Source organism: Deinococcus radiotolerans (assembly GCF_014647435.1).
GTDB classification, from domain to species: Bacteria; Deinococcota; Deinococci; order Deinococcales; family Deinococcaceae; genus Deinococcus; species Deinococcus radiotolerans.
The window spans coordinates 20,553-41,041 of record NZ_BMPE01000015.1 but is presented as its reverse complement, the minus strand read 5'-3'; the positions used below and the strand labels follow the sequence as shown (position 1 = coordinate 41,041).

Genomic DNA, 20,489 nt, shown 5'->3' with positions numbered 1-20,489 from the left:
AATCCCAGGGGACCGGTCAGGTGTGCGCTGCGCTCCACGCCCAGCAGGTACTCTTCGACACGGGCCTTACAGACTGACACTTCATGATGGACCCGCCTGCCCCGGGTGTCTGCTGGATGGCCTCAGTGTTTGCCACCCAACTCCCGGGCCATTGCCTGCGCGGCCTCATGCACGTGCCCCTGGGGCACACAGGCCAGCGTCACGTCCACCAGCGCACTCAGGAAAGCGTGATGGGCCGGTTCCTGCTCGGCCCGTGGACTCCAGGTGCGGAACGGCGTTCCCTGCCCCCCGGTGGTAATGGACCCCAGGATCGTGGTGCCGTCCAAACCGCAGCCCAGCTGCTCGGCCTGGACCACTGGCACGAGCGCCGCGGCCCTTTCCTCCAAGACCGTCAGGTCCTCCTCGGCCAGATTCGCCCGGACGGACCAGGACATCAATTCCGTGTCCACGCGAACGGGGACCGGCCAGCGGAGCACCCGGACCCGGCCCTGCGGATCCGGACCGGAGAAGGGTTCCGTGGCCACGGCCGTGAGCAGTGGCGTGGCCGATCGCTGCACCATGATCAGCAGGGGCAGGTCCCAACTGGGCAGAAAGCACGCCTGATAGACCGCCGAGGGTTGGTCCTGCGGTCGTCCCCCCAGTGGACCCTGCGCCAGCGTGGCCAGCACGCCCGCCTCCCGGTCCGGCCAGCTGGGCCCCTGTGGCCGGTCTAGTTCCAGGGGTGGGACGCCCTGGCGGGCGATGGCGTCCCTCACGGCCTGCCGCGCGTCCGTGAGCGTCAGGTTGAACACGGTGGCCACCGCGCGGCTCAGCAGGACGTGGCCCACCTGGGCCTGCGCGAGCGTCCAGATGGCCGCATCCGCACACCCACACGCCTGCATGGCCTCCCGGAGCTGCTGCTCGACCTCAGACACGAGCGGTGACCAGGCTGCGGGCGTCCAGGGGGCTCATCCCTGCATTCTGACCACTTCTGGACCACAAGCGGCGCCCACCTGAGGCGGCGCAGCGAAGTCTCGCGCCGATACCGTCCGGCGCATGACTCCCGCCGAGCCCCGTGACCACCCCACCCAGCAGCGCCGCACCCTCGGCCTCGTGCTCGCCGTGACCAGCGTCGCTGCCCTGGCCGCCATCCTCTTCCTCCCGAACGGCAGTGAGGACCGCGCCACCCACGTGTTCAACACCGACGGCCGCCCCGTGCTGGGCAACCCGAAGGTCGGGGCAGAGATCGTCCTATTCAGTGACTACAAGTGCCCGAACTGCCAGGCGTTCGAGCGCACGCACCTCCCCCTGATCGAGCAGCAGCTCGTCCGCACCGGCCAGGCGCACGTGGTGTTCCTGCACTCCCCGTTCCTCGCGCCCGACAGCCGCGACGCCGCCCGCAGCGCCGAGTGCGCCTTCCGGCAGGGCAACGCCCAGTTCCTGAAGGTGAACGCGGCCCTGTACGCCCGGCAGGGCGACGAGCGGGACGCGTGGGCCACCCCTGGGCTGCTGCGGGACGTGGCGCGGGACGCGGGCCTGAACCTCCAGGCGTACGACGCCTGCCTGCACGACCGCGCGGTGGACACGCAGGTGCAACTCGACCTCGACCAGCACAAGGCCGCCGGCATGAAGGGCACCCCGACGGTGTTCGTGAACGGCGTGCGCACACCGGCGGGCGTGGCGGAGATCCGCGAGGCGATGGCCCGCACCACGCCGCCCCGGCTCTGATTCACCCCAGTCTCGCGCGCTCATCTTGAGCGGCAAAGGAGCCCATCATGCGTACCCACCTGACCCTGTTGACCCTGACCCTCACCGCCTCCCTCGCCGCCGCCCAGAGCACCGCACCGAGCGCAATGCCGGCGCCTTCACCCGCTTCACCCGCTGCGCAGACCGCTTCCCCGGCCAAGCCCGCCACGCCGGGCGCGATCGTGGACGTGCCCGCCGGGCACTGGGCGCGCGCGGGCGTGACCCTGCTCATCCAGAAGGGCCTGATCCTCGGGTACCCCGACGGGACCTTCCGCGGCAACCAGGCCATCACCCGCTATGAGGCGGCTGCCATCTTCGCCCGCCTGCTGTCCCAGGGCGTGTTCCAGCTGCCGGGCGTGCAGGCGCAACTGACGCCCGCGGACCTGGACGTGCTGGCCAGGGCGATCACGGAACTCGCCGCGCAGATCGTCACCATCAACACCCGCCTCACCGACGTGGTGACGGACGTGGATGACGTCAAGGCCCGCCTGGGGGTCGTAGAGGGCACGCTGCAGCAGGTGGTGGGGGTGGCGGCCACGAAGTCCGACGTGGACGCGGTGGCCGCGCAGGCCGCCACGAAGACGGACCTCGCGGCGGTGCAGGCCGGCGCGGCAAGTGCCGAGCAGGTGCAGGCGCTGGAGGCGCGCGTGGCGGCCCTGGAGGCGGAGAAGGCGGCGCTGCAGGCCAAAGCGGCGCAGGATCAGGCCGCCGCCGCAGTCTCGGCGAAGGCGGCGGAGCCCAAGCCGGGGGACCTGCCCAACGTGACGTTCCGCCCTGACGCGCCCGCGAACGCGTACGTGGGGGGCGGGGTGCAGAAGAGCCTGGTGGACGGGGTGGGGTACAGCGCCGTGCTGGGCCTGCAGCAGGTGGCCGGTGGGTTCGGCGTGCAGGCTGCGGCGGACTTCAACTCGTCGGCGCGGCTGTACAGCGCGCAGGCGAACGTCACGCGCCCGTTCGGCGGGGCGGACGCGCTGTTCCAGCCGTACGTGGGGCTGGGTGGGGGCGTGCTGGTCAGCCCGGACCGGCAGTCGGGGGCGAGCGCGGCGGACGGGTTCGTGAGCGCGCTGGGCGGCGTGAACTACGCGTTCACGGACACGCTGAAGGTGTTCGTGGAACTGGACGGCCGGTACTACCTGAGCCGCAAGGGCGCCGGGACGGGCCTCGCGGACGGCAGCGCGGGCGGCCTGGGCGGCGGGGTGCGCCTGGGCGCGAAACTCACCTTCTGAGCCCGTGGAGACGCTGTCTCTCGTTCGCCACCACCTGTCCTTGTGCCACGACCACACACAGGACGTCTGGACCAGGATGCCCGTGGCCAACGACATTCGGCGTGTCGTGAGCAGCCCGGCCATTGAGTCCAGCCTGATCGTGCCGTGAGGAGCCCTATGCCTTATCAGATGTCCGATGACTTTTCCGTCCTGACGATCAATTCCTCCACCACGCCGGAGGAATTCAAGGCCGCGCTCAAGAACCTGTCGCCTGATGTGGTGAAGGTGCAGGACTCAGTCCGCACGGACGTTCAGGCCCTGCTTCCCCTCGCCCAGCGGTTGGGCATCCGCGTGGAGGCGCAGGCCTGAAGCACGGAGTCATCCCTGGTGACTGCGAACATCTAGGTCCTGGGCGCGCTCCGTGAGGGCGCGCCTGTTCACCTTTGGGGAACGGGCGGCGTGGCCGCTGGTCCACCCCACCTGAATCAAGACGAACACGGCCTGGACGGCACTCAGGCCAGACGGGGTGGTGCGACTTCATGGGGCTCGCCCCCCTGCGTTGCCCCCCAGGGATGACCTGGGGGGCTCAGTGTGGTGAGGATCAGCGCGGTGTGGTCGTGAGCGCTCGGCCGATGGCGAGGGCTGCGCTGGGCACCAGGGCCCACAGGGGGACGCCGAACCCGCAGGACCAGCCGGTGATGGCGAGTGCAGTGGCGAGGCCGCCGCACAGGATCAGCCGGTGTTGGGCGGGATTGACCCACACTGCCGCAGCCAGCGCGATCAGGAGGGCGGGCATGCACGCCTCCCACACGCGTTGGGTCAGCCACGTGGCGTGGCCGACCGCATCGGCCTGCAGGTCGGCCGGAATGCCCCCAGCCTGGATGATGACGGAGAGGCGCCCGGCCAGCGCAGCCAGCACTGCGGCGAGGAGCGGCGTGATGATCACGGTCAGGGCGGTGCGTAGTGCGCGCTGCGTGGCGGGGTCACGCCAGGTGGTGCGGCGCACCACGCTGGGCAGATCAGCCTGGATCTCGGCGACGTACCGCTCGGCCTCGTCGAGATCCTCGATCAGGAGGATCGCCAGCTGGCTGGACCAGTCATCGCTGAGGCGCTGCCGGGCGTACTCGGGCAGGCGGAGCACGGCAAACTCGATCTGCGTGCGGCACAGCTCCGCGCGGGCGTCGTCAGGCAGGGTCACGGCACCCTCGGGAGGAGGGGAGGACGCGCCTGGGTGAGCGTCGTGGCGCGTTCACGGCCAGCGGCCGTGAGGGCGAAATGGCGTCGGGCGGGGCGGCCGGCGACCTTGGGGTCGATGTCCTCCAGGTCGCTGGTGACGAGGCCGTGCTCCTCGAGGCGGTCGAGCAGGTTGTAGATGGCCCCCTGCGTGACGGCGGTGCGCTTGGCCAGGTGGTAGGGGTAGTGCGGTGGGGGGTCGTGCTGGAGGACGTACAGGACGTTCGCCAGCGCCTGCGTGAGTCGAAGGGGCATACGTCATTATGCACTTTAAAAAAGGTAGGGGGATGAATATTAGTTGACACGTGGACCCGCGCGCGACCACCCTGCGCGGCATGCAGCCCCTCACCCCCACCTTCATCCGCCGCGCCGAGCTGGCCGCCACCCGCGTCCTCGAGGGCCTGAGCGGCCTGCCGCCCGAACCGGAGGTCCTGGACGCCACCCGCCAGCTCCGGGGCGCCCTTCAGGTCCTCATGGCGCAGCCTGAGGCGCTCACCTGGTCCCAGCGGGGCCTGCTGGAGACGGCCGTCGAGCGCTGCGAGGAACTCCAGGGCCTCCTCGCTCCGCCCTCCGCCTTGCAGGCCTGATGCACACGGCGTTCGTAGCTGGGCACGCGACCGGCACGCCCAGCCCGGGCGGGTTCGGCCTAGTGCTCGCCGTGGGGGACCGGGCCACGTGGGAGCAGGACGGGCAACTGGAGCGCACCACGCCGCACGAGGCGCACCTGATCGCCGTGCGGGAGGCGTTGCGGGCGGTGCCGGCGCACACGCACGTGGAACTCGTGACGAGCAGCGACCTGGTGCGCCGCCTCCTGGATGACGCGCAGCAGGCCCGGAAGCCGGAACTGGCGCAGCGGGTGGGGGAGATCCGGGACCTGCTGCACACGCGGGGCGTGCGCGTGCGTCTACTGCACACGGCGCCGGACACGATGGCGCTGCTCACCCGCGCGCAGGACCTGGCGCAGGCGGCGACGCGGCGGGCGGCGGCGAGCGTGAACAGTCCCGCCTGCCCCCGCTGCGGGGCGCGCATGACCATCCGGGACGTCCGCACCGGACCACGCCGGGGAACCCGCATCTGGGGCTGCACGCGCTTCCCCGACTGCCGTGGGGTCATTCCCCTCTTTGGCAGCGGCACGTAGCGCCACCGGGCACAATGGGGGGATGTCCTGGTTTGACGCGCCGCCTGCACTGGATATTTCACTGCCCACATCGCTCAAAGACCCAATCGTGATCTTTGAAGGCGAAGGCTCACTGTTTGGTGGCGCGCCGGAAGGCTTGTCCGTGCAGTTGAAGCTCTGGCCGGATCCGGCGCTCACCGCCACGGGGCAACCCATCCCCACTGATCCACAAGGGGACGCTCACGGCCAGCTGACCATTCCAGGCTTCGAGGCGACCGACGCTCTGCCCATCCGCTGGAGTGCGGAGGCCAGAGCGTACCTGCTGACACGGCTTGTCCGTGGAGCCGCCACGGTATCTACGCTTGATTTCTGGGTCGTGAATGGCCCCACCTGGCTTGGGCAGTGGGTGAAGGAGCCCAAAGGAATTAGACGTGCTCGCCTGATATTGACGATGGGTCCGTTCCTTTTCACGCTGGATCACGTCCCAACTAAGGTCCTCGACGACGCGGAGGCGGAAGGGCATATGTTCGCGGTCACCGCGGTCGGTCGGGTGCAGCGAAGTGACGGCGCACCCTTCCAGACCGATGACCCCGATCTGGACCATGCGTTCGATGCACTGGGCTGGGGCTTCAGCTTTGCCCAGGGCCGTTGGGTGGGCGCTGGAACGTGGCGCCACGCGACCACCGAACAAGGTCCCTGGATCGCTGCAGAGGTCACCAGAATCTCCCGGTACCGCCCGTCCACGAACTGGTACCACCGTCACAACGAGGATGGCCTCCAGCAGGTGTGCGAGGGGCTGTATCCACTCCTCCGCGACGCCACCTGGACGACGTCTCTGCGCACCGTTATGGGGCTCTACATTGACGCGCCCAGTGAAGGCAATGTGGTCAGTCAACTGATCTCCGCCCAGGTCGCCCTGGAAACACTGTCCTGGACGGAGTTGACAGAAGTTCGCAAGCTGAAAAGCAAGAGGCAGTTCAAATCCGGCAACGCGGCCGTTCACCTCACGGAGCTCCTCCAGGCCTTCGGGATTGACGCGAATCTGCCCGCGCAGACGCAGGAGCTCAGCGCTTTTCTTCAGGCGGAAGATCAGCGCGCCGCGCTGCACAAGCAGGCGCGAGAGGCACACCACGCTCCCAAGAGCGGACCGTCGGGGCGACCCACCTGCCCTGATCAGGCGGAGCGGCCAGCGCGACCCGAAGTGGAGCCCGCCCATGGCCCCCGCGCGATCGTGGCCGTCCGGAACAGCTACGTGCACCCCAGCAGCGCGGCGAAACTGCAAGCGCTCACGGAGAGAGCCTCCTCTGACCTGGTCGACCTCGCGCTGACCTACGTGGAGCTCTGTGTCCTCCGCCTCTTGGAGGTACAGGGCACATATGCACCGCGGTTCCAACACGACGAGCAACCCCTTCCCTGGACCATCACCGCAGACACGCCGGAGGAAGGGTAGGCCCCAGCAGCGCACCCGGGTGATGCCCTGCCGACACCCTCGCGCCCTCACCCTGCGGGCATGACACCTCACTTGGGTCCCCGATCGCTCCACGGCGCACCAGCCCGTCCGCCGCGGGTTCGCCTCACGCTCGGCTGGACGCTTGCCGGCGCCTGGATCGGCGTCTCCCGCACCGACACCGATCCCGCCGGGGTCACCGTCCTCCACCAGGGGGGTGCGCAGGCGACCCTCGGGAAGATCGCCGCCGCGCTGGGCTGGCCTCCACTCCCACTCGCCCCTGATCCGGTCCTCGACCTGCGGGGTGGGGACGTGATCATCCTGGACCGGCACCCACTGGGCCACCAGGTGGAGGCCACCCTCGAAGCCAACACCGGACAGGGGCTCGGGCACGCCCGCGCCGGCACCTTCAGTGCCGTCCTCGCGCAGCTGCAGCAGACCGCCGTGCGGAGCGGCTGAGCCATGACCCGCGCGACTCTCCGCCTGTTCCGGCGGCCGCTGGAAGCGGTGACCGGGTACCTGATCGCGCTGCCGGTCACGGTGCTGCTTTCCAGCCTCGTCCCGTTCGCGTCCCTCGTGTGCCCCTCGCCGGCCACGGTGGTGCTGGCCCTCTCCGCGCTCGCCGCCGTAGTAGGGGTCTTGCTCGCCTGGTGCGCCCCGGCCCATCAGCGCCTCGATCGCGCCCGGCTCAGCCCGGCCCTGCTGCTCCTCCTGCTGGCGGCATTCTCCGGCAACGGCACCGCCGCGCTCCTGGGCGCCGCCGCGTGGAGTGCGGCCCTGGCCCTGACGGTCCCGTTCCGGCGGGCGCTGCCCCTGGCCCTGGCCGTCACGCAGGTCGCCGTGGGCATCCTGAGCACCCTGCCGGGCGCCACGCCCGTCACGCTCTTCGCCGTGGCCGCGACGACCCTCCTCACGGGCTTCGCGCCCCGCCGCACCCGCTCCGCCGTGCAAGACGCCCTACGGCCCGTCGCGTGGACCCGGCTGGGCCTGACGCCTACTGCCCGGGTACTCCCACTTCTCGGCTGAGCCAAGCCATGAGCCTTTGGAAGGAATGGATGCCGCTTTCTGACGGTTTACGCACGCGAACCGTGATGCGTCGCCTACCCGTATTTTGGGCCCAAAAAGCAACAACCTTCGAGAAGCGGATCTGTATGCTGGTGTCGTCATAGTCCTTGTAATGGGGGGTCTTGAATAGTTACCGGAAGCGCTACACGGTATGTCAGGTAATCGGTTCCAGAACATGGTGCAGGAGGGCGACGATCGACGCAGATAGGAGGACCCTAGGTGGACGTTATGCCGCCTTTACGTCCCGCCAGCCCCCAGTTGAATTGAAGATGAATAACTTTTTGGTGCTCAGCGGGCGCCAGTTCAGCACAACTGAAGTTCAAGACCTGTTGCGCAGTAGAGGTGGGAGCAGGTAGGTTCAAAGGTGTTACGGCTTGAGAAGCTGAAGTCCAGGGGGCGGTCCTTTGAGCGGCTGGTGGGGTTAAGTCCCGCCGAGTTCGACCAGCTTCTGATGGAACTGGAGCCGTTGTGGGAACGGAGCCATCACCGCTCCCTTTCCCGCGCCGGACGGGTCCGGCGCATCGGAGCGGGCAACACCTTCAAGCTCGACCTCAGCCAGCGACTGCTGGTCACGCTGCGCTATCTGCGACAGTACTTCACCATGCACGTTCTGGGCATCCTGTTCGATCTGGACGCAGCGAACATCTGCCGGAACATCCATGCCCTGCTCCCGGTCTTGGAGCAGGCGTTGCCTGCTCCCCTCCGTCCCCGGACGCTCCAGGCCGAGCCGGATGAGGCTGCTGGAAGGACGAGCAAGAAGCCGAGGAAAATACGCTCGCTGGAGGAGTTTCTGGAGATTTTCCCCGAGCTGACTGACGTGATCGTGGATGGGACTGAGCAGCCTCGCGGGCAGCCGAAAGTGAAGAAGGGAGAGAAACCCGGCAAGAAGGCGGTCGGGCGCCCCAAGGACAAGAAGCGCTTTTACAGCGTCAAGAAAAGGACACATACCCTGAAAACCCAGGTGGCGGTGACGCCCGAGGGACAGATCATGCACCTCAGTGCGACCGCTGGCGGTCGCACCCACGATATGAAGGTGCTACGACGTTCGCGACTGACGAACCGACTGCCCAGGCATGTCCGGGTGTGGGGAGACCGTGGCTATACCGGGATGGAGCAGGTCTATCTGGCGTGGGAAACCATCGTGCCCGCCAAGCGGCCGAAGAACGGCGAGTTGAGTGAGGAGCAACGTGAGCTGAATCGGCTGATCTCCAAGGTGCGGATCACCGCTGAGAATGCCATCAATCGGATCAAGAAATTTCGCGTCTGCAAGGAGTTTTTCGGGAACCAGACCTCACGGCACGGCGTGATGTGGGGGTGTGTCGCTGGACTCGTCAATCTCCGATGGCAACGTCAACACCACCTCTGCACTCTCTGAGCACAGGGACAGATCAGCAGGGAGTCGTGGACCGTCTCCCCACTGATCCTTTGACTACTGCGCAACAGGTCTTCAAGACTCATTACGCAGTTGAAATGAGTTGGGCAGAGTGGGGGCATGCTTCAGGTGCCGCGCCTCATGCGGCGTTCCCGGTCTTTTGAGTCGCTCTGCGGCCTGAACCCCACCGAATTCATGCTCCTCGCTGAACACCTCGAGCCCTTGTGGACCCGGACACACCGCACGTCCCTGCTGCGGGAGGGACGAAGGCACCGCATCGGGGCGGGCCGACAGTTCAAGCTCGATGTTCCCCACCGTCTGCTGCTCACCCTGATGTATCTCCGGCAATACCTTCCCATGCATCTGTTGGGCGTGTTGTTCGAGATGGACGCCGCCAACGTGTGCCGGAACATCCATGCGCGCCTGCCCCTCCTGGAGCAGGCGCTGCCTGCTCCCTTCCGTGCCCGGACGCTGGACAGCCGCAAGGTCACGCCCGACGCCGCCCCGCGTCGTCAGCTGTGCACCCTGGAAGACGTGCTTGAAGTGTTCCCGGAGATCGCAGACCTCATCATTGACGGCACCGAACAGCCCCGAGGGCAACCCAAGAAGAAGGGCGGCGGTCCAGGGAAGAAAGCCGTCGGGCGGTCCAAGGACCAGAAAAAGTTTTTCAGCGTCAAGAAGGGCACCCATACACTGAAAACGCAGGTGGCAGTGGGCTGGTCGTGCACCTCAGTGCGCCCGCCCGCGGGCGCACCCATGACATGAATGTCCTCAAACAGTCGAGGTTACTCGGTCGCCTGCCTCAAGGGAGCCGTACCTGGGGAGACCGAGGTTATACGGGTCTGGACAAGCAGTGCCCCGGGCACGAGGTGATCGTTCCTCGGATGCGTCCCAAAGGCGGAACGCTGAGCCCGGAGGACCGGGAGCTCAACCATCAGATTTCCAAGGTGCGCATCACGGTGGAGAACGTGGTCTGCAAGCTGAAGGAATTCCGTGTCTGCCGCAAGTTTTACCGGAACGACCCTGCCGCACCTCAGGAGCCTGCTCACCCTGGGTTGAACACTGCCCTGGATGCTTCGGCGCTATCCCGCACGGAGATGCCTCGTTGGGCTGCGCAGCCCCGCAGGCGACGCTGGCGGGGCAGAAACACCGGTTCCACATCCCCGCCTTCGACCGTCACATCCACCCGGTTGCCTGGCTGCACGGCGCGCAGATGTGACGCCAGCGCCCAGGATTCCTCACTGGCGTCCGGCAGGGCCGCGCAAGTGGGGGCGGCACGCTACATCCGTTCCCCAGTTCACCCTGAAGCTGCGTAGCGTCTCACTCAACGGTTCGAGACAGGCAGTTGGAGAGCTGCCTGCCTCGTTGACGTGATCAGTTGGGGAGGCGCACTTGGTCATGCGCGCCCCCCGGATTAGGCCGGGACGAGACCCGTGACGCGGGTGATGGTGCGCCCGGACCGTAACGGCTGATCCCCCTGACCGGGCAGCCGCATCACGGCGCGCACGTGGTCTGGAATGTCCGTCTGCATGGTGAGGCCGCGTTCGTCGAGCGTCCACTCGACCGCCACACGGCCGTGCCGGGTCTGGATGCTGGCGCGCGCGTGGGTCAGGCCGCCCCCGGGTTGAGGGGCGATCAGTACCTCACCGTACCCGGGGGTCAGTGGTGAGATTCCGCCCACGACGCGGTGGAGCCAGTCGGCCACGGCGCCCAGCGCGTAATGATTGAAGGACGTCATCTCGCCCGGATTGATCGTCCCGTCGGGCAGCATGGAATCCCACCGTTCCCAGACCGTGGTGGCGCCCATGGTCACCGGATACAGCCAGGAGGGGCAGGCCTCCTCCAGCAGCAGGCGGTAGGCGGTGTCCAGGTGACCCGTCAGGGTGAGGGCGTCAGTCACGAAGGGCGTGCCAGCGAAGCCCGTCGAGATGCGGTACCCGGCCTGTTCGCTGAGCTGGGCCAGGCGCGCTCCAGCGGCGTTCTCATCATTCTGGTCCAGCAGCCCGAACACGATCGCGAGCGCGTACACCGTGGGGCAGTCACTGTGGATTCGCCCCTGCTCGACGTAGTGCGTATTGAACGCCAACCGCAACTGCTCGGCGAGCGTGCTGAATTCCGCTGCTTCGGCCTCCCGGTGCAGGACAGCCGCGGATTGCGAAACGAGAGACGCGGACCGGTACGCGCAGGCGGTCGCCACGACCCCCGGGTCCGCCTTGGCCGCGGCCGGGTCGTGCGGGGACGCGTCCGGATCGAGCCAGTCTCCGAACTGAAACCCGGTGTCCCACAGCCCGGTGGGGGAGAGCAGCGACCGGACGCGCCGGACGTGCGCCGCCATGGAGTCGAATTGAGCGTCCAGAATGCCCGGGTCGCCGTACGCCTGGTACACGGCCCAGGGCACCCAGACGCCAGCGTCACTCCACACCGCGGTGCTCTCAACGGGCTGGCGGTTGACCGGGTTGCCGAGGTATTTCAGGGCGTCCGGGATGACGTAACTGATGACGCCGCCCTGGTGCGCCTGTTCCAGGGCGAGATTCCTGAGCCATTCGGCCAGGAAGGCTTCGACGTCATACAGGAACGCGGCGGTCGGCGCGAAGGCCGCGATGTCCCCAGTCCAGCCGAGCCGCTCGTCCCGCTGGGGGCAATCGGTGGGGACATCCACGAAATTGCCCCGCATGCCCCAGCGGACGTTCTCGTGGAACCGGTTGAGCAGCGCGTTGGACGTGTGGAACGATCCCGTGGCCTGGAGGTCCGAACTGATCGCGACCGCTTGCAGGTCCTCCTGGAACAGCGTGCCGGGCCAGCCCGTGATCTCAGCGTAGCGGAAGCCGTGGAACGTGAACCTCGGCTCGAAGGTGTCCTGGCCGCCGCTGAGGACGTACGTGTCGGTCGCCCGGGCGGAACGCAGAGGACGCACGCCGAGTTCGCCGTGTTCGAGGACTTCCGCGTGACGGACCGTGATGGTGGTGCCTTCTGGACCCTTGACCTGAAGGCGGATCCAGCCGACGAGGTTCTGGCCGAAATCGACGATGGTCTTGCCCGCGGGCGTGGTGAAGATGCGCTGCGGATCGAGGACCGTCCACGGCCGGACCTGCGGACTCTCGTACGGGGCGAGGCGGCTGAGATCGTACTCGACACAGTGAACGCTGCCCCAGCCGTCTTCTGGGAAATCAGCTTGAGCCCAGCCGGCGCGCTCCCGCCGGGCGTCAATGGTCTGCCCGTCATACAGGTCGTTGGCGGTGGTGGCACTCGGGCCGGCGGTCCACGTGCCGTCCGTGCCGACGGTCTGGGTGGCGCCGTCCGCGAAGGTGATGTCGAGTTGAGCGAACGCCGCCAGCTCCGACCCGTACAGCCCGGACTGCCCGGTCCAGCCGAGTCGGCCGCGGTACCAGCCGTTGCCCAGGGCCAGGCCGATCACGGTGGTGGGCTGGATGAGGTGGAGGACGTCGTACGTGGCGTAGCGCAGCCGCCACTCGTAGCTGCTCCAGCCTGGCGTGAGCAGGTCGTCCGAGACGCGCTGGCCGTTGATCCAGGGCTCGATGATGCCGAGTGCGGAGACCGTCAGGGTGGCGCCCACCACGTTACCGTGGCCCTGCGCGAGGTCGAGTTGCTTGCGGAAGAGTGGCGCGCCTGCACCGTCTGTGTCGGCCGCGATCATGCGTGCATTCCAGTTCATGAGAATCACCGTGTCGTGTGGTGGAAAGGGGCAGCGAGAGCGCTCAGCCCTTGACGGCCCCGTCGGTCATGCCGCCGATGATGTGCCGGTTGAAGAAGATGTAGCCCACCAGGGGGGGGATGGTCACCACGAGGATGGCCATGAACAGCAGGTTGTAGAAGCTCAGTGCCTGCCCCGAGAAGGTGTACAGCGCCAGTTGCGCGGTCACGTTGTCGTTGCCGGGCAGGAAGTACAGCGGAAACGCGAAATCGTTGAACACGAAGACGGACTGCACGACGATCACCGTGACGATCACGGGACGCAGGAGGGGCAGCACCACGTGCGTGAACAGCCGCACGGGGCCCGCGCCGTCCAGGATGGCGGCCTCGTCCAGTTCGCGCGGGATGTTGTTGACGAACGCCCGGAACAGCATGATGCAGAAGGGCAGCCCGAAGGTCGTCTCGACGAGGATGAGGCCGGGCATGGTGCCGAAGATCTTGAGGCCCTGCAGCACCCAGATGGTCGGCACGACGGCGGGCGGCACGATGAGACCGGCCAGCACGAAGAAGTTCACCACGGCGCCCCACCGGCTGTGGCGCCGGGCCAGGACGAAGCCCGCCATGGCGGACATGATGACCATCAGCGTGACGGACCCGAACGTCAGGACGGTGCTGTTGAGCAGGGCCCGGAGGATGACGTGATCGCCGTACGCCAGGGTGTCGATGAAGTTCTGCCCGAACTGCCACGTGGACGGCCAGGTGAACGTGAGGTTCGACGCTTCGGCGGGGCTCTTGGCCGCCTGCAGGATCACGAACGCGAAGGGAACGAGGAAGACCACTGCGGAGACGGCAATCGCGATGATCCCGACCAGCCACGCCCGCCGCTGGGCGTTCATACCTCCACCTGCTTGCGGTTGAGCAGGTATGAGAGGGGCACCATCAGGACGGTCACCAGCGTGAACAGCACCACGTTGCCCGCCGTGGAGAGTCCGTAGAAGCCCGCCTGGTACTGCTTGTAGATCACGGACGCCAGGACGTCACTCGTAAAGCCAGGACCGCCGCCGGTCGTGGCCCAGATGATGTCGAACGACCGCAGTCCGCCGATGAGCGACAGGATGATGACTGTGACCGTCGCGTTGCGGGCCAGGGGCATGGTGATGAGCCGCACCTGCTGCGCTGGCGTTGCCCCGTCGATGCGCGCCGCTTCGAAGTACTCGCCGGGAATGGCGACGATGCCCGCCATGAAAATGAGCGTGGCAATCCCGACGCCCTTCCAGATATCCACGCCCGCCACGGTCAGGAGCGCCAGCGCGGGGTCGGTGAACCACCCGGGCTGAGGGAGATGCAGGACGCCCAGCGCGGCGTTGACGATGCCGTGGAACGGGTCGAGCAGCGACTTGAACAGGATGCCCACGCCGATGGTGGAGAGCAGCACGGGGAAGAACACCACCGCCCGCAGGTACCCCTTGCCGATCACGGGGGAGGTGAGCAGCAGCGCAAGGAGGAAGCCCAGCACGATCTTCGAGCCGGACGTGACGGCAGCATAGATCAGCGTGTGAATGAAGCTGGTGTACAGCTGTGGATTTTTGAAGAACTGCACGAAGTTCCCGAAGCCGATGAAGGTGGAATCGAACAGCGACCACCGGGTCAGGGAGAAATAGAAGGACGAGAAGGTCGGCACGGCAAAAAAGACGACGAAGAGCACCAGCACCGGCACAAAGAACCAGAGGGGATACGTCGACCAGGTGCGGGGGCTCCTCTGGGTTGGAGCGGCTGGTTTGACGCGGTGAACAGGCTTTGACGTGGTCATGATCTTCCTTCGCCCGGCGCCCGGGCACTCAACGGCAAGGGGTCGGCACTGGTGACCGACCCTTGGCCGCGCACTGATCCGCACAGCACTTCGAAAACGCGGCGTTTACCAGCCGGGCAGGCCGAGCTGCTGGGCCTGCTGCACCACGTCCTGGTCGTACAGTCCGGCGCCCACCTGAGCGGTCGAGATGCCGGACCCGACCTGAATCAGGATCTTTTCGAGGTTCGGGCCTTTGATGGGGGACACGTATTCCAGGGCCAGCCCGGTCTGCTTGCTCGCCTGGTATTTCAGTTCATCCTTGACAAGCGCCGGGGCGTTCGCCGGGACTTTGCAGGTGGAGATGGAGTAGGGGCCGGCGACCGTGCCGGACGAGTTCTGAATGTCACAGCCGGTACGGGAGTTGATGAAGGCCACGAACGCTTCAGCGGCTTTGAGTTTCTCTCCCGTCGTGGATTTCGGGATGTACGCGGCGTCGGCTTCCCACACGGTCGCGCGTGGGGTGCCGGAGTCACTGGGCACCGCGAAGTAGCCGATGTCGTTCACCTGCGCGGGGTTGGACTGCATCACGTTGCCGATCACGACCGTGAGCATCGGGTAGTGTGCCGCCTGGCCCGTCGCCAGGGCCTTGAGCGCGTTGACGAACGTGAGCGAGGCGTAGTCCTTGTTCATCAGCTGCTTGCTGTAGATCTCCGCGGTGTGCGTGAAGCCGGCCAGCGCTGGGGGATTGACGTATTTCGCCTGGTTGGCGGTGTACTTGGCTGCCCAGTCCGGCGCCTGCCTGCTGACGTTGGCGAAATCGGCCAGGACGAGCAGCTGACTGGTCCACGTGTCGCCGTAGGACACGAGCACGGGCGTGAGCCCCGCGGCTTTGACCTTCTGGTTGTTGCTGATGAACTCATTCCAGGTCTTGGGGACCCGCAGGCCCAGCTTCGCGTAGACCTTCTTGTTGTACATGATGCCGCCGTAGAAGGAACTGGACACGGGCGCGCCGTACAGGCCTCTGGCGGTGCCGGCTGCCTGCCGGAATTCCGGGGTGACGCGTTTCGCCCAGGGCTGGCCGGACTGGTCGACCAGCTGGTTGTCAGGCTGCAGCGCCTGGAGCAGGGAGCCGGAGTTGTAGATGAAGACGTCGTTCATGGACCTCGTGGCGAGGCGGGTTTTGATCAGGTTGTCGCCTTCGGTGCCGCCCGGTCGGGTTTCGACCTTGACGGTGACCGACGGGTTCGCTTTCATGAAGGCGGTGGCCAGCGCCGTGGCGAACTTGGTCTTGGCCGGATCGTTGCCGCCGGCCAGCACGGAGATGGTGACGGGATTGGCCGCCACCGTGGCGGTCACGTGAGCGCTGGAGAGGGTCATCAGCGCCAGGCTGAGACCGATCAGACGAGCGAATGCGGGTGCGGGACGTGTGGTGGTGTGTGCGGACATACTTCCCCCTTGGGTGAGACAGGTTGCGCTGGACGGAACGGGCCCGGATCCGCTGGTGTGCCCAGTGCGGCAGACGGGTTTGACCTCTGCGGCCACGCGGCAGACATGACGAGTCTGGTACGCATGGACCCCATTGGACGGGTGGACCGGAGTGGAGGGTGAGGAGCGGCGCCGGCTGGCCAGGGTCGCTGTGCAGGACGGCGCGACAGACCGTTCCCATCCCAACGGCCAGTGTTGGGGTGAGTCGAGTGGCGGAGGACTCGGGTCCTTCCCGGGAGGAAGGCATTGCTCTGTGCTGTTCTGTCACAGGATACGGCGACGCCCCGCCGCACACCATTGCCTGAAGTGCTGGAAATATGTACGATTGTGCTATGTCTGGCGAGCGTCAGGAGTCCCCGCAACCTCCGTTCCCGCCCTTCCTGAACGTCGCGCCCAACCACGAACTCAAAACGAGCGGGTACTACGCCTGGCGGGAGCACGGCACCAATGACTGGCTGCTGAAATTCACGATCAGCGGCCGTGGCCGCATCGGTCACGCCGGCGGTGAACTGATCACCGAAGCCGGCGACTGCGTCCTCTTCCGGCCCGGCACGCGGCACGACTACGGCGTCGAGCGGTCCCTCGAACGCTGGGAGGTCACGTGGGCGCACTTCCGCCCCCGACCCGAATGGCTCGACTGGCTGAACTGGCCGGTCCTGTCCCCCGGCCTCCTGCACCTGCGCGTGACGGACAGAGCCGCCCGCCGCCGCATCGCGCACGAACTCAAGCAGGTCAACACGTACGCCCGGGGTGACCTGCCCAACCGCGAAGCGTTCGCCATGAACGCCCTCGAACGCGCCCTGCTGCTCCTCAACGCGCAACATCCCCGGCTCTCCACCCGGGGCCTCGATCCACGCATCGAGACAGTCCTGGCTGCACTCCGGGCCGATCCTGCCGCCCGGCACACCCGGGAACACCTGGCCGCGCTCAGCGGACTGTCCGTCTCGCGCTTCTCGCATCTCTTCCAGGAACAGGTCGGCCAGACCCTCCAGGAATTCAGCGAATTCCTCCGGCTGGAGCGCGCCAAGGACCTCCTCGAAACCACGCCCCAATCCATTCAGAGTGTCGCCGCTGAAGTGGGCTTCGACGACGCGCTGTACTTCAGCCGGCGGTTCAAGCTGCGCACCGGCATGACGCCCAAGGGCTACCGCAACCTGACCGTCACCCGGCGCTCCGGCTCGATCACGGAACTGGCCTGACGGCCACCATCCCGTCCTGTCCAGCGGGTGACCTGAAAAGCGACGCAGTCCACCGAGCAGATGAGCCGCGCCCCGACCGCGGCAGGACAGGGAACACAGGCTCTCCCTTCTCCACATTCCCTCTGGGCCAGGTCGCCGCAGCGCAGGTGGGTTCACCGAGCGCCAGGACCGGCGTGTGGAGCGGTGCGCCTGTGTTCAAACGGTCTGGTCTGTGGGCCACGCTTGACCTCGGCCCGTTGCCGCTGGCCTGAAGCTCGTAAACGCGTCCGCAAGAGGGGCGCGGCACCTGCCTTCAGGTGCCGCGCCTCCGTTGTGGTCAGATCAGGGTGGACCGGCGACCAGGACGATATCGAGCGTTCTCGGGCCGTGCACGCCTTCCACGCGGCTGAGTTCGATGTCCGACGTGGCGCTGGGGCCGCTGATCCACGTCAGGGGCTGGCCCCGGCGCGCACTGGGGTGAAGCCGCTGCACTGCTTCCAGCACGCTCTCGACCACCTGATGCTCGAACACGACGCAGATGTGATGATCGGGCACCAACGTCAGGGCGCGCCGACCCTGCCCTGGCCCGTGGTCCAGCACGACCGTGCCGGTTTCCGCGATCGCGACGGCAGCCCCGGTGACGACGGCCGTGATCACGGTCAGGTCGGTGAGGTCCGGATCATCACGGTGCACCGCCAGGGCCGCAGGTAACCAGTCCGCGGCGAGGTCCTTCGGGACTGCGACCTGAACCTGCCCTTGGAGCAGATCGCCGAGGACCGCGGGCAGGGCCGAGCGGGACGTCCGGATCACGTTCGCGCGGTATTCGGCGGCGTATTCGGCAAACTGCTCGACCACGTCGTGCTCATCACGGCCGGAGACCGGCCGCGCGGGCCGCTGAAACCGGGTCGGCTCGGCCGGCTGCGCGCGGTTCACGCGCGTGAGGATCTCTAGTCTCGCTTCTGCACTCATAGGGGCTCCCAGGCGTTTCCGGCCGTCTCGCTCGTGTCCTCCGGTCTGTCTGGACCGTGCTCCTGCGCCGCGGGACGCTGGCGCCACCACTCCCGGAAGGTCTGCCTGGGGAACGCCGGGAGGTCACGGGACGCCGTCCAGCCCGCCAGCAGGCCGGGCAGGGCGTGAATGGCGCCGTGTTTGACCAGGGGCCCCTGGCCCGTCCGGGCGAGTTTGATGGCCCCTTCAAACCGGTGCGGTTCACTCATCACCCAGGCGGCCACCTTGAAGGCCGCTGCCTGCACACTCGGTGGTTGAGCGTCACTGATCTGCCCGCGCAGGTACAGCAGCACCTCCGGAATGTTGATCTTGACGGGGCAGGCGTCGTAGCACGCGCCGCACAGGCTGCTCGCCCACGGCAGGGTGTTGGCATTCTCATCCTCCAGCTGGAGCAGCTGGGGGGTCAGGATCGCGCCGATCGGCCCCGGGTAGACGCTCCCGTACGCGTGCCCACCGGTCCGCTCGTACACGGGGCAGACGTTGAGGCAGGCCGAGCAGCGAATGCAGCGCAGCGTCTGCCGGCCCACGTCATCGGCCAGGACGTCGGTGCGGCCGTTGTCGAGCAGCACGAGGTGAAATTCCTGCGGGCCGTCCCCGGGGGTGACGCCCGACCAGAACGACGTGTACGGGTTCATGCGCTCGGCGGTGCTGCTCCGGGGCAGCACGCGCAGGAACACCGCCAGGTCCTGCCAGGTCGGGAGGACCTTCTCGATGCCCATCACGCTGATCAGGACGTCCGGCATGGTCAGGCACATCCGGCCGTTCCCCTCGGACTCCACGACGCAGACCGTGCCGGTTTCGGCCACGGCGAAGTTCGCGCCGGACACCGCCACTGTGGTCGAGAGGAACTTCTCCCGCAGGTACGTCCGGGCGGCGTCGGCCAGGGCTTTCGGGTCGTCCGTGAGAAGTTCGGCGCCCAGTTTGCGCTGGAAGAGCTCCCGGATTTCCGCGCGGTTGCGGTGAATGGCCGGCACCAGGATGTGGCTGGGCTGGTCCTCGGCCAGCTGCACGATCAGCTCAGCCAGGTCGGTCTCGATCGCGTGGATGCCGTGTGCGGCCAGGCCGGCGTTCAGCTCGATTTCATCGGTGCTGATGGACTTGACCTTGATGACCTCCTGCGCGCCGTGACGCTGAGCGAGCGCCGCCACGATCGACCGGGCTTCCTGCGCGGTCCGGGCCCAGTGCACCTGGCCGCCCCGGGCCTGCACGGACGCTTCGAGTTCCAGCAGGTACTCGCTGAGGTGCGCCATCACGTGATCTTTCAGCGCGGCCGCCTCGTCCCGCAGCGCCTCCCAGTTCGGCAGTTCGTCCACGGCGCGCTGGCGCTTCTCGCGGATGGTGGTGGTCGCGTGCCGGAGGTTGCGGCGCATCTGGGCGTTCCCCAGGGTGTCCCGGGCCGCCGCCGGGAAGGGCCGGGCGGGCTTGATGCCGCCGGCACTCACGCGAACACCTCGTGTTCCGTGCTGGCCAGGATCTCGGCGAGGTGCACGGTGCGGGTGCCGCTCTGCAGGCGGCTGAGTCCCCCACCGATGTGCATCAGGCAGCTGTTGTCCCCGGCCGTGCACGCTTCGGCGTTCGTGCTCATGACGTGCTGCACCTTGTCGGCCAGCATGGCGGTGCTCGTCTCCGGATTCTTGACGCTGAACGTCCCGCCGAACCCGCAGCACTGGTCCACCGCCGGTAAGGCCACGAGGTTCAGCCCCCGGACGCGCTGCAGGAGGCGCAGGGGCGCGTCCCCGACCCGCAGGACCCGCATGGCGTGGCAGGTCTGGTGGTACGTGACCCGGTGCGGGTAGTACGCGCCGACGTCCTCGAGGCCCTGGTGGTGCACGAGAAACTCGCTGAGTTCGAACACCCGGGGCGTGAGTGCCTGAACCTCCGCCAGCAGGGCGTCGTCGTGGGCCCACTCGGCTGCCCTGGGGTACAGGTCACGGACCATGCCGACGCAGGAGCCGCTGGGCGCGACCACCACGTCCGCGTCCCGGAAGGTGTCCACGAAATGCCGGACGAGCCGCAGCGCGTCGTGCTGGTAGCCGGAATTGAAGTGCATCTGCCCGCAGCAGGTTTGCCGCTCGTTGAAACGCACCTCGTGCCCGAGGCGTTCGAGGAGCCGCGCGGTCGCCTCGCCGGTGCGGGGAAACATCGCGTCGTTGAGACACGTGATAAACAGGTCGATCTTCACTGAAACACCTCCGGCGGCGGGCGGCACTCGGA

The 20,489-nt window shown here is 67.4% G+C and carries 20 protein-coding genes and 1 pseudogene; 11 read left to right on the top strand and 10 right to left on the bottom strand.

Annotated features, from left to right (window positions below; genetic code table 11):
- Nucleotides 1–122: 122 nt before the first annotated feature.
- A complete protein-coding gene (locus IEY63_RS17285) occupies nucleotides 123–914 on the bottom strand; it encodes a hypothetical protein (protein WP_189070244.1) in 792 nt (263 codons plus the stop codon).
- A gap of 121 nt (nucleotides 915–1,035) precedes the next feature.
- Here IEY63_RS17285 and IEY63_RS17280 point away from each other — a divergent pair, with 121 nt between their 5' ends.
- From IEY63_RS17280 to IEY63_RS17270, 3 genes are all read left to right on the top strand, one after another.
- A complete protein-coding gene (locus IEY63_RS17280) occupies nucleotides 1,036–1,707 on the top strand; it encodes a DsbA family protein (protein ID WP_189070243.1) in 672 nt (223 codons plus the stop codon).
- Nucleotides 1,708–1,754: 47 nt separating this feature from the next.
- Nucleotides 1,755–2,951 (top strand): S-layer homology domain-containing protein, encoded by a 1,197-nt coding sequence (locus tag IEY63_RS17275; protein ID WP_189070242.1) that lies wholly within the window; start codon nucleotides 1,755–1,757, stop codon nucleotides 2,949–2,951.
- A gap of 168 nt (nucleotides 2,952–3,119) precedes the next feature.
- Complete coding sequence (locus IEY63_RS17270) at nucleotides 3,120–3,299, top strand: hypothetical protein (RefSeq protein ID WP_189070241.1); 180 nt, start codon at nucleotides 3,120–3,122, stop codon at nucleotides 3,297–3,299.
- Nucleotides 3,300–3,531: 232 nt separating this feature from the next.
- On the opposite strand, the gene IEY63_RS17265 is transcribed toward IEY63_RS17270, so the two are convergent.
- Together IEY63_RS17265 and IEY63_RS17260 are read right to left on the bottom strand one after the other, a co-directional pair.
- Complete coding sequence (locus IEY63_RS17265) at nucleotides 3,532–4,128, bottom strand: hypothetical protein (RefSeq protein ID WP_189070240.1); 597 nt, start codon at nucleotides 4,126–4,128, stop codon at nucleotides 3,532–3,534.
- On the bottom strand, nucleotides 4,125–4,418 hold the full coding sequence (locus tag IEY63_RS17260) for a PadR family transcriptional regulator (protein WP_188844764.1): 294 nt from the start codon (nucleotides 4,416–4,418) through the stop codon (nucleotides 4,125–4,127). Before IEY63_RS17260 ends, IEY63_RS17265 begins: the two co-directional genes overlap by 4 nt.
- Nucleotides 4,419–4,498: 80 nt before the next feature.
- Between IEY63_RS17260 and IEY63_RS17255 the strand changes: the two genes are divergently transcribed.
- The 7 genes and pseudogenes from IEY63_RS17255 to IEY63_RS17225 all read left to right on the top strand — a co-directional run.
- Nucleotides 4,499–4,750, top strand: a complete 252-nt coding sequence (locus tag IEY63_RS17255; RefSeq protein WP_189070239.1) for a hypothetical protein — start codon at nucleotides 4,499–4,501, stop codon at nucleotides 4,748–4,750.
- Complete coding sequence (locus tag IEY63_RS17250; RefSeq protein ID WP_189070238.1) at nucleotides 4,750–5,301, top strand: hypothetical protein; 552 nt, start codon at nucleotides 4,750–4,752, stop codon at nucleotides 5,299–5,301. The genes IEY63_RS17255 and IEY63_RS17250 overlap by 1 nt, the downstream gene beginning before the upstream one ends.
- Before the next feature lie 22 nt (nucleotides 5,302–5,323).
- Nucleotides 5,324–6,730 (top strand): YopA family protein, encoded by a 1,407-nt coding sequence (locus IEY63_RS17245; protein WP_189070237.1) that lies wholly within the window; start codon nucleotides 5,324–5,326, stop codon nucleotides 6,728–6,730.
- Nucleotides 6,731–6,790: 60 nt separating this feature from the next.
- Complete coding sequence (locus IEY63_RS17240) at nucleotides 6,791–7,186, top strand: hypothetical protein (protein ID WP_189070236.1); 396 nt, start codon at nucleotides 6,791–6,793, stop codon at nucleotides 7,184–7,186.
- Nucleotides 7,187–7,189: 3 nt separating this feature from the next.
- On the top strand, nucleotides 7,190–7,753 hold the full coding sequence (locus IEY63_RS17235) for a hypothetical protein (RefSeq protein WP_189070235.1): 564 nt from the start codon (nucleotides 7,190–7,192) through the stop codon (nucleotides 7,751–7,753).
- Nucleotides 7,754–8,156: 403 nt separating this feature from the next.
- Nucleotides 8,157–9,167 (top strand): transposase family protein, encoded by a 1,011-nt coding sequence (locus tag IEY63_RS17230; RefSeq protein WP_189070234.1) that lies wholly within the window; start codon nucleotides 8,157–8,159, stop codon nucleotides 9,165–9,167.
- A 117-nt stretch (nucleotides 9,168–9,284) separates the two neighbouring features.
- A pseudogene (locus tag IEY63_RS17225) lies at nucleotides 9,285–10,183 on the top strand (transposase); the annotation flags it as partial.
- A 395-nt stretch (nucleotides 10,184–10,578) separates the two neighbouring features.
- On the opposite strand, the gene IEY63_RS17215 reads toward IEY63_RS17225, so the two are convergent.
- The 4 genes from IEY63_RS17215 to IEY63_RS17200 form a co-directional block, all read right to left on the bottom strand.
- On the bottom strand, nucleotides 10,579–12,837 hold the full coding sequence (locus tag IEY63_RS17215) for an alpha-L-rhamnosidase (RefSeq protein WP_229784784.1): 2,259 nt from the start codon (nucleotides 12,835–12,837) through the stop codon (nucleotides 10,579–10,581).
- Nucleotides 12,838–12,880: 43 nt separating this feature from the next.
- Nucleotides 12,881–13,711, bottom strand: a complete 831-nt coding sequence (locus IEY63_RS17210) for a carbohydrate ABC transporter permease (protein ID WP_189070231.1) — start codon at nucleotides 13,709–13,711, stop codon at nucleotides 12,881–12,883.
- Nucleotides 13,708–14,625 (bottom strand): carbohydrate ABC transporter permease, encoded by a 918-nt coding sequence (locus IEY63_RS17205; protein ID WP_189070230.1) that lies wholly within the window; start codon nucleotides 14,623–14,625, stop codon nucleotides 13,708–13,710. Before IEY63_RS17205 ends, IEY63_RS17210 begins: the two co-directional genes overlap by 4 nt.
- A gap of 105 nt (nucleotides 14,626–14,730) precedes the next feature.
- A complete protein-coding gene (locus IEY63_RS17200; protein ID WP_229784783.1) occupies nucleotides 14,731–15,981 on the bottom strand; it encodes an ABC transporter substrate-binding protein in 1,251 nt (416 codons plus the stop codon).
- A 440-nt stretch (nucleotides 15,982–16,421) separates the two neighbouring features.
- Between IEY63_RS17200 and IEY63_RS17195 the strand changes: the two genes are divergently transcribed.
- Nucleotides 16,422–17,288, top strand: coding sequence for a helix-turn-helix domain-containing protein (locus IEY63_RS17195; RefSeq protein ID WP_189070228.1), 867 nt, complete (start codon nucleotides 16,422–16,424; stop codon nucleotides 17,286–17,288).
- A gap of 321 nt (nucleotides 17,289–17,609) precedes the next feature.
- Here the strand turns inward: IEY63_RS17195 and IEY63_RS17190 are convergent, their stop codons facing one another.
- The 3 genes from IEY63_RS17190 to IEY63_RS17180 are packed head-to-tail and all read right to left on the bottom strand — an operon-like array spanning nucleotide 17,610 to nucleotide 20,457.
- A complete protein-coding gene (locus tag IEY63_RS17190; RefSeq protein WP_189070227.1) occupies nucleotides 17,610–18,236 on the bottom strand; it encodes a LutC/YkgG family protein in 627 nt (208 codons plus the stop codon).
- The gene (locus IEY63_RS17185; protein WP_189070226.1) at nucleotides 18,233–19,717 is read right to left on the bottom strand and encodes a LutB/LldF family L-lactate oxidation iron-sulfur protein; all 1,485 of its coding nucleotides are present in this window, start codon (nucleotides 19,715–19,717) and stop codon (nucleotides 18,233–18,235) included. Before IEY63_RS17185 ends, IEY63_RS17190 begins: the two co-directional genes overlap by 4 nt.
- Complete coding sequence (locus IEY63_RS17180; protein WP_189070225.1) at nucleotides 19,714–20,457, bottom strand: (Fe-S)-binding protein; 744 nt, start codon at nucleotides 20,455–20,457, stop codon at nucleotides 19,714–19,716. Before IEY63_RS17180 ends, IEY63_RS17185 begins: the two co-directional genes overlap by 4 nt.
- Nucleotides 20,458–20,489 lie beyond the last annotated feature (32 nt).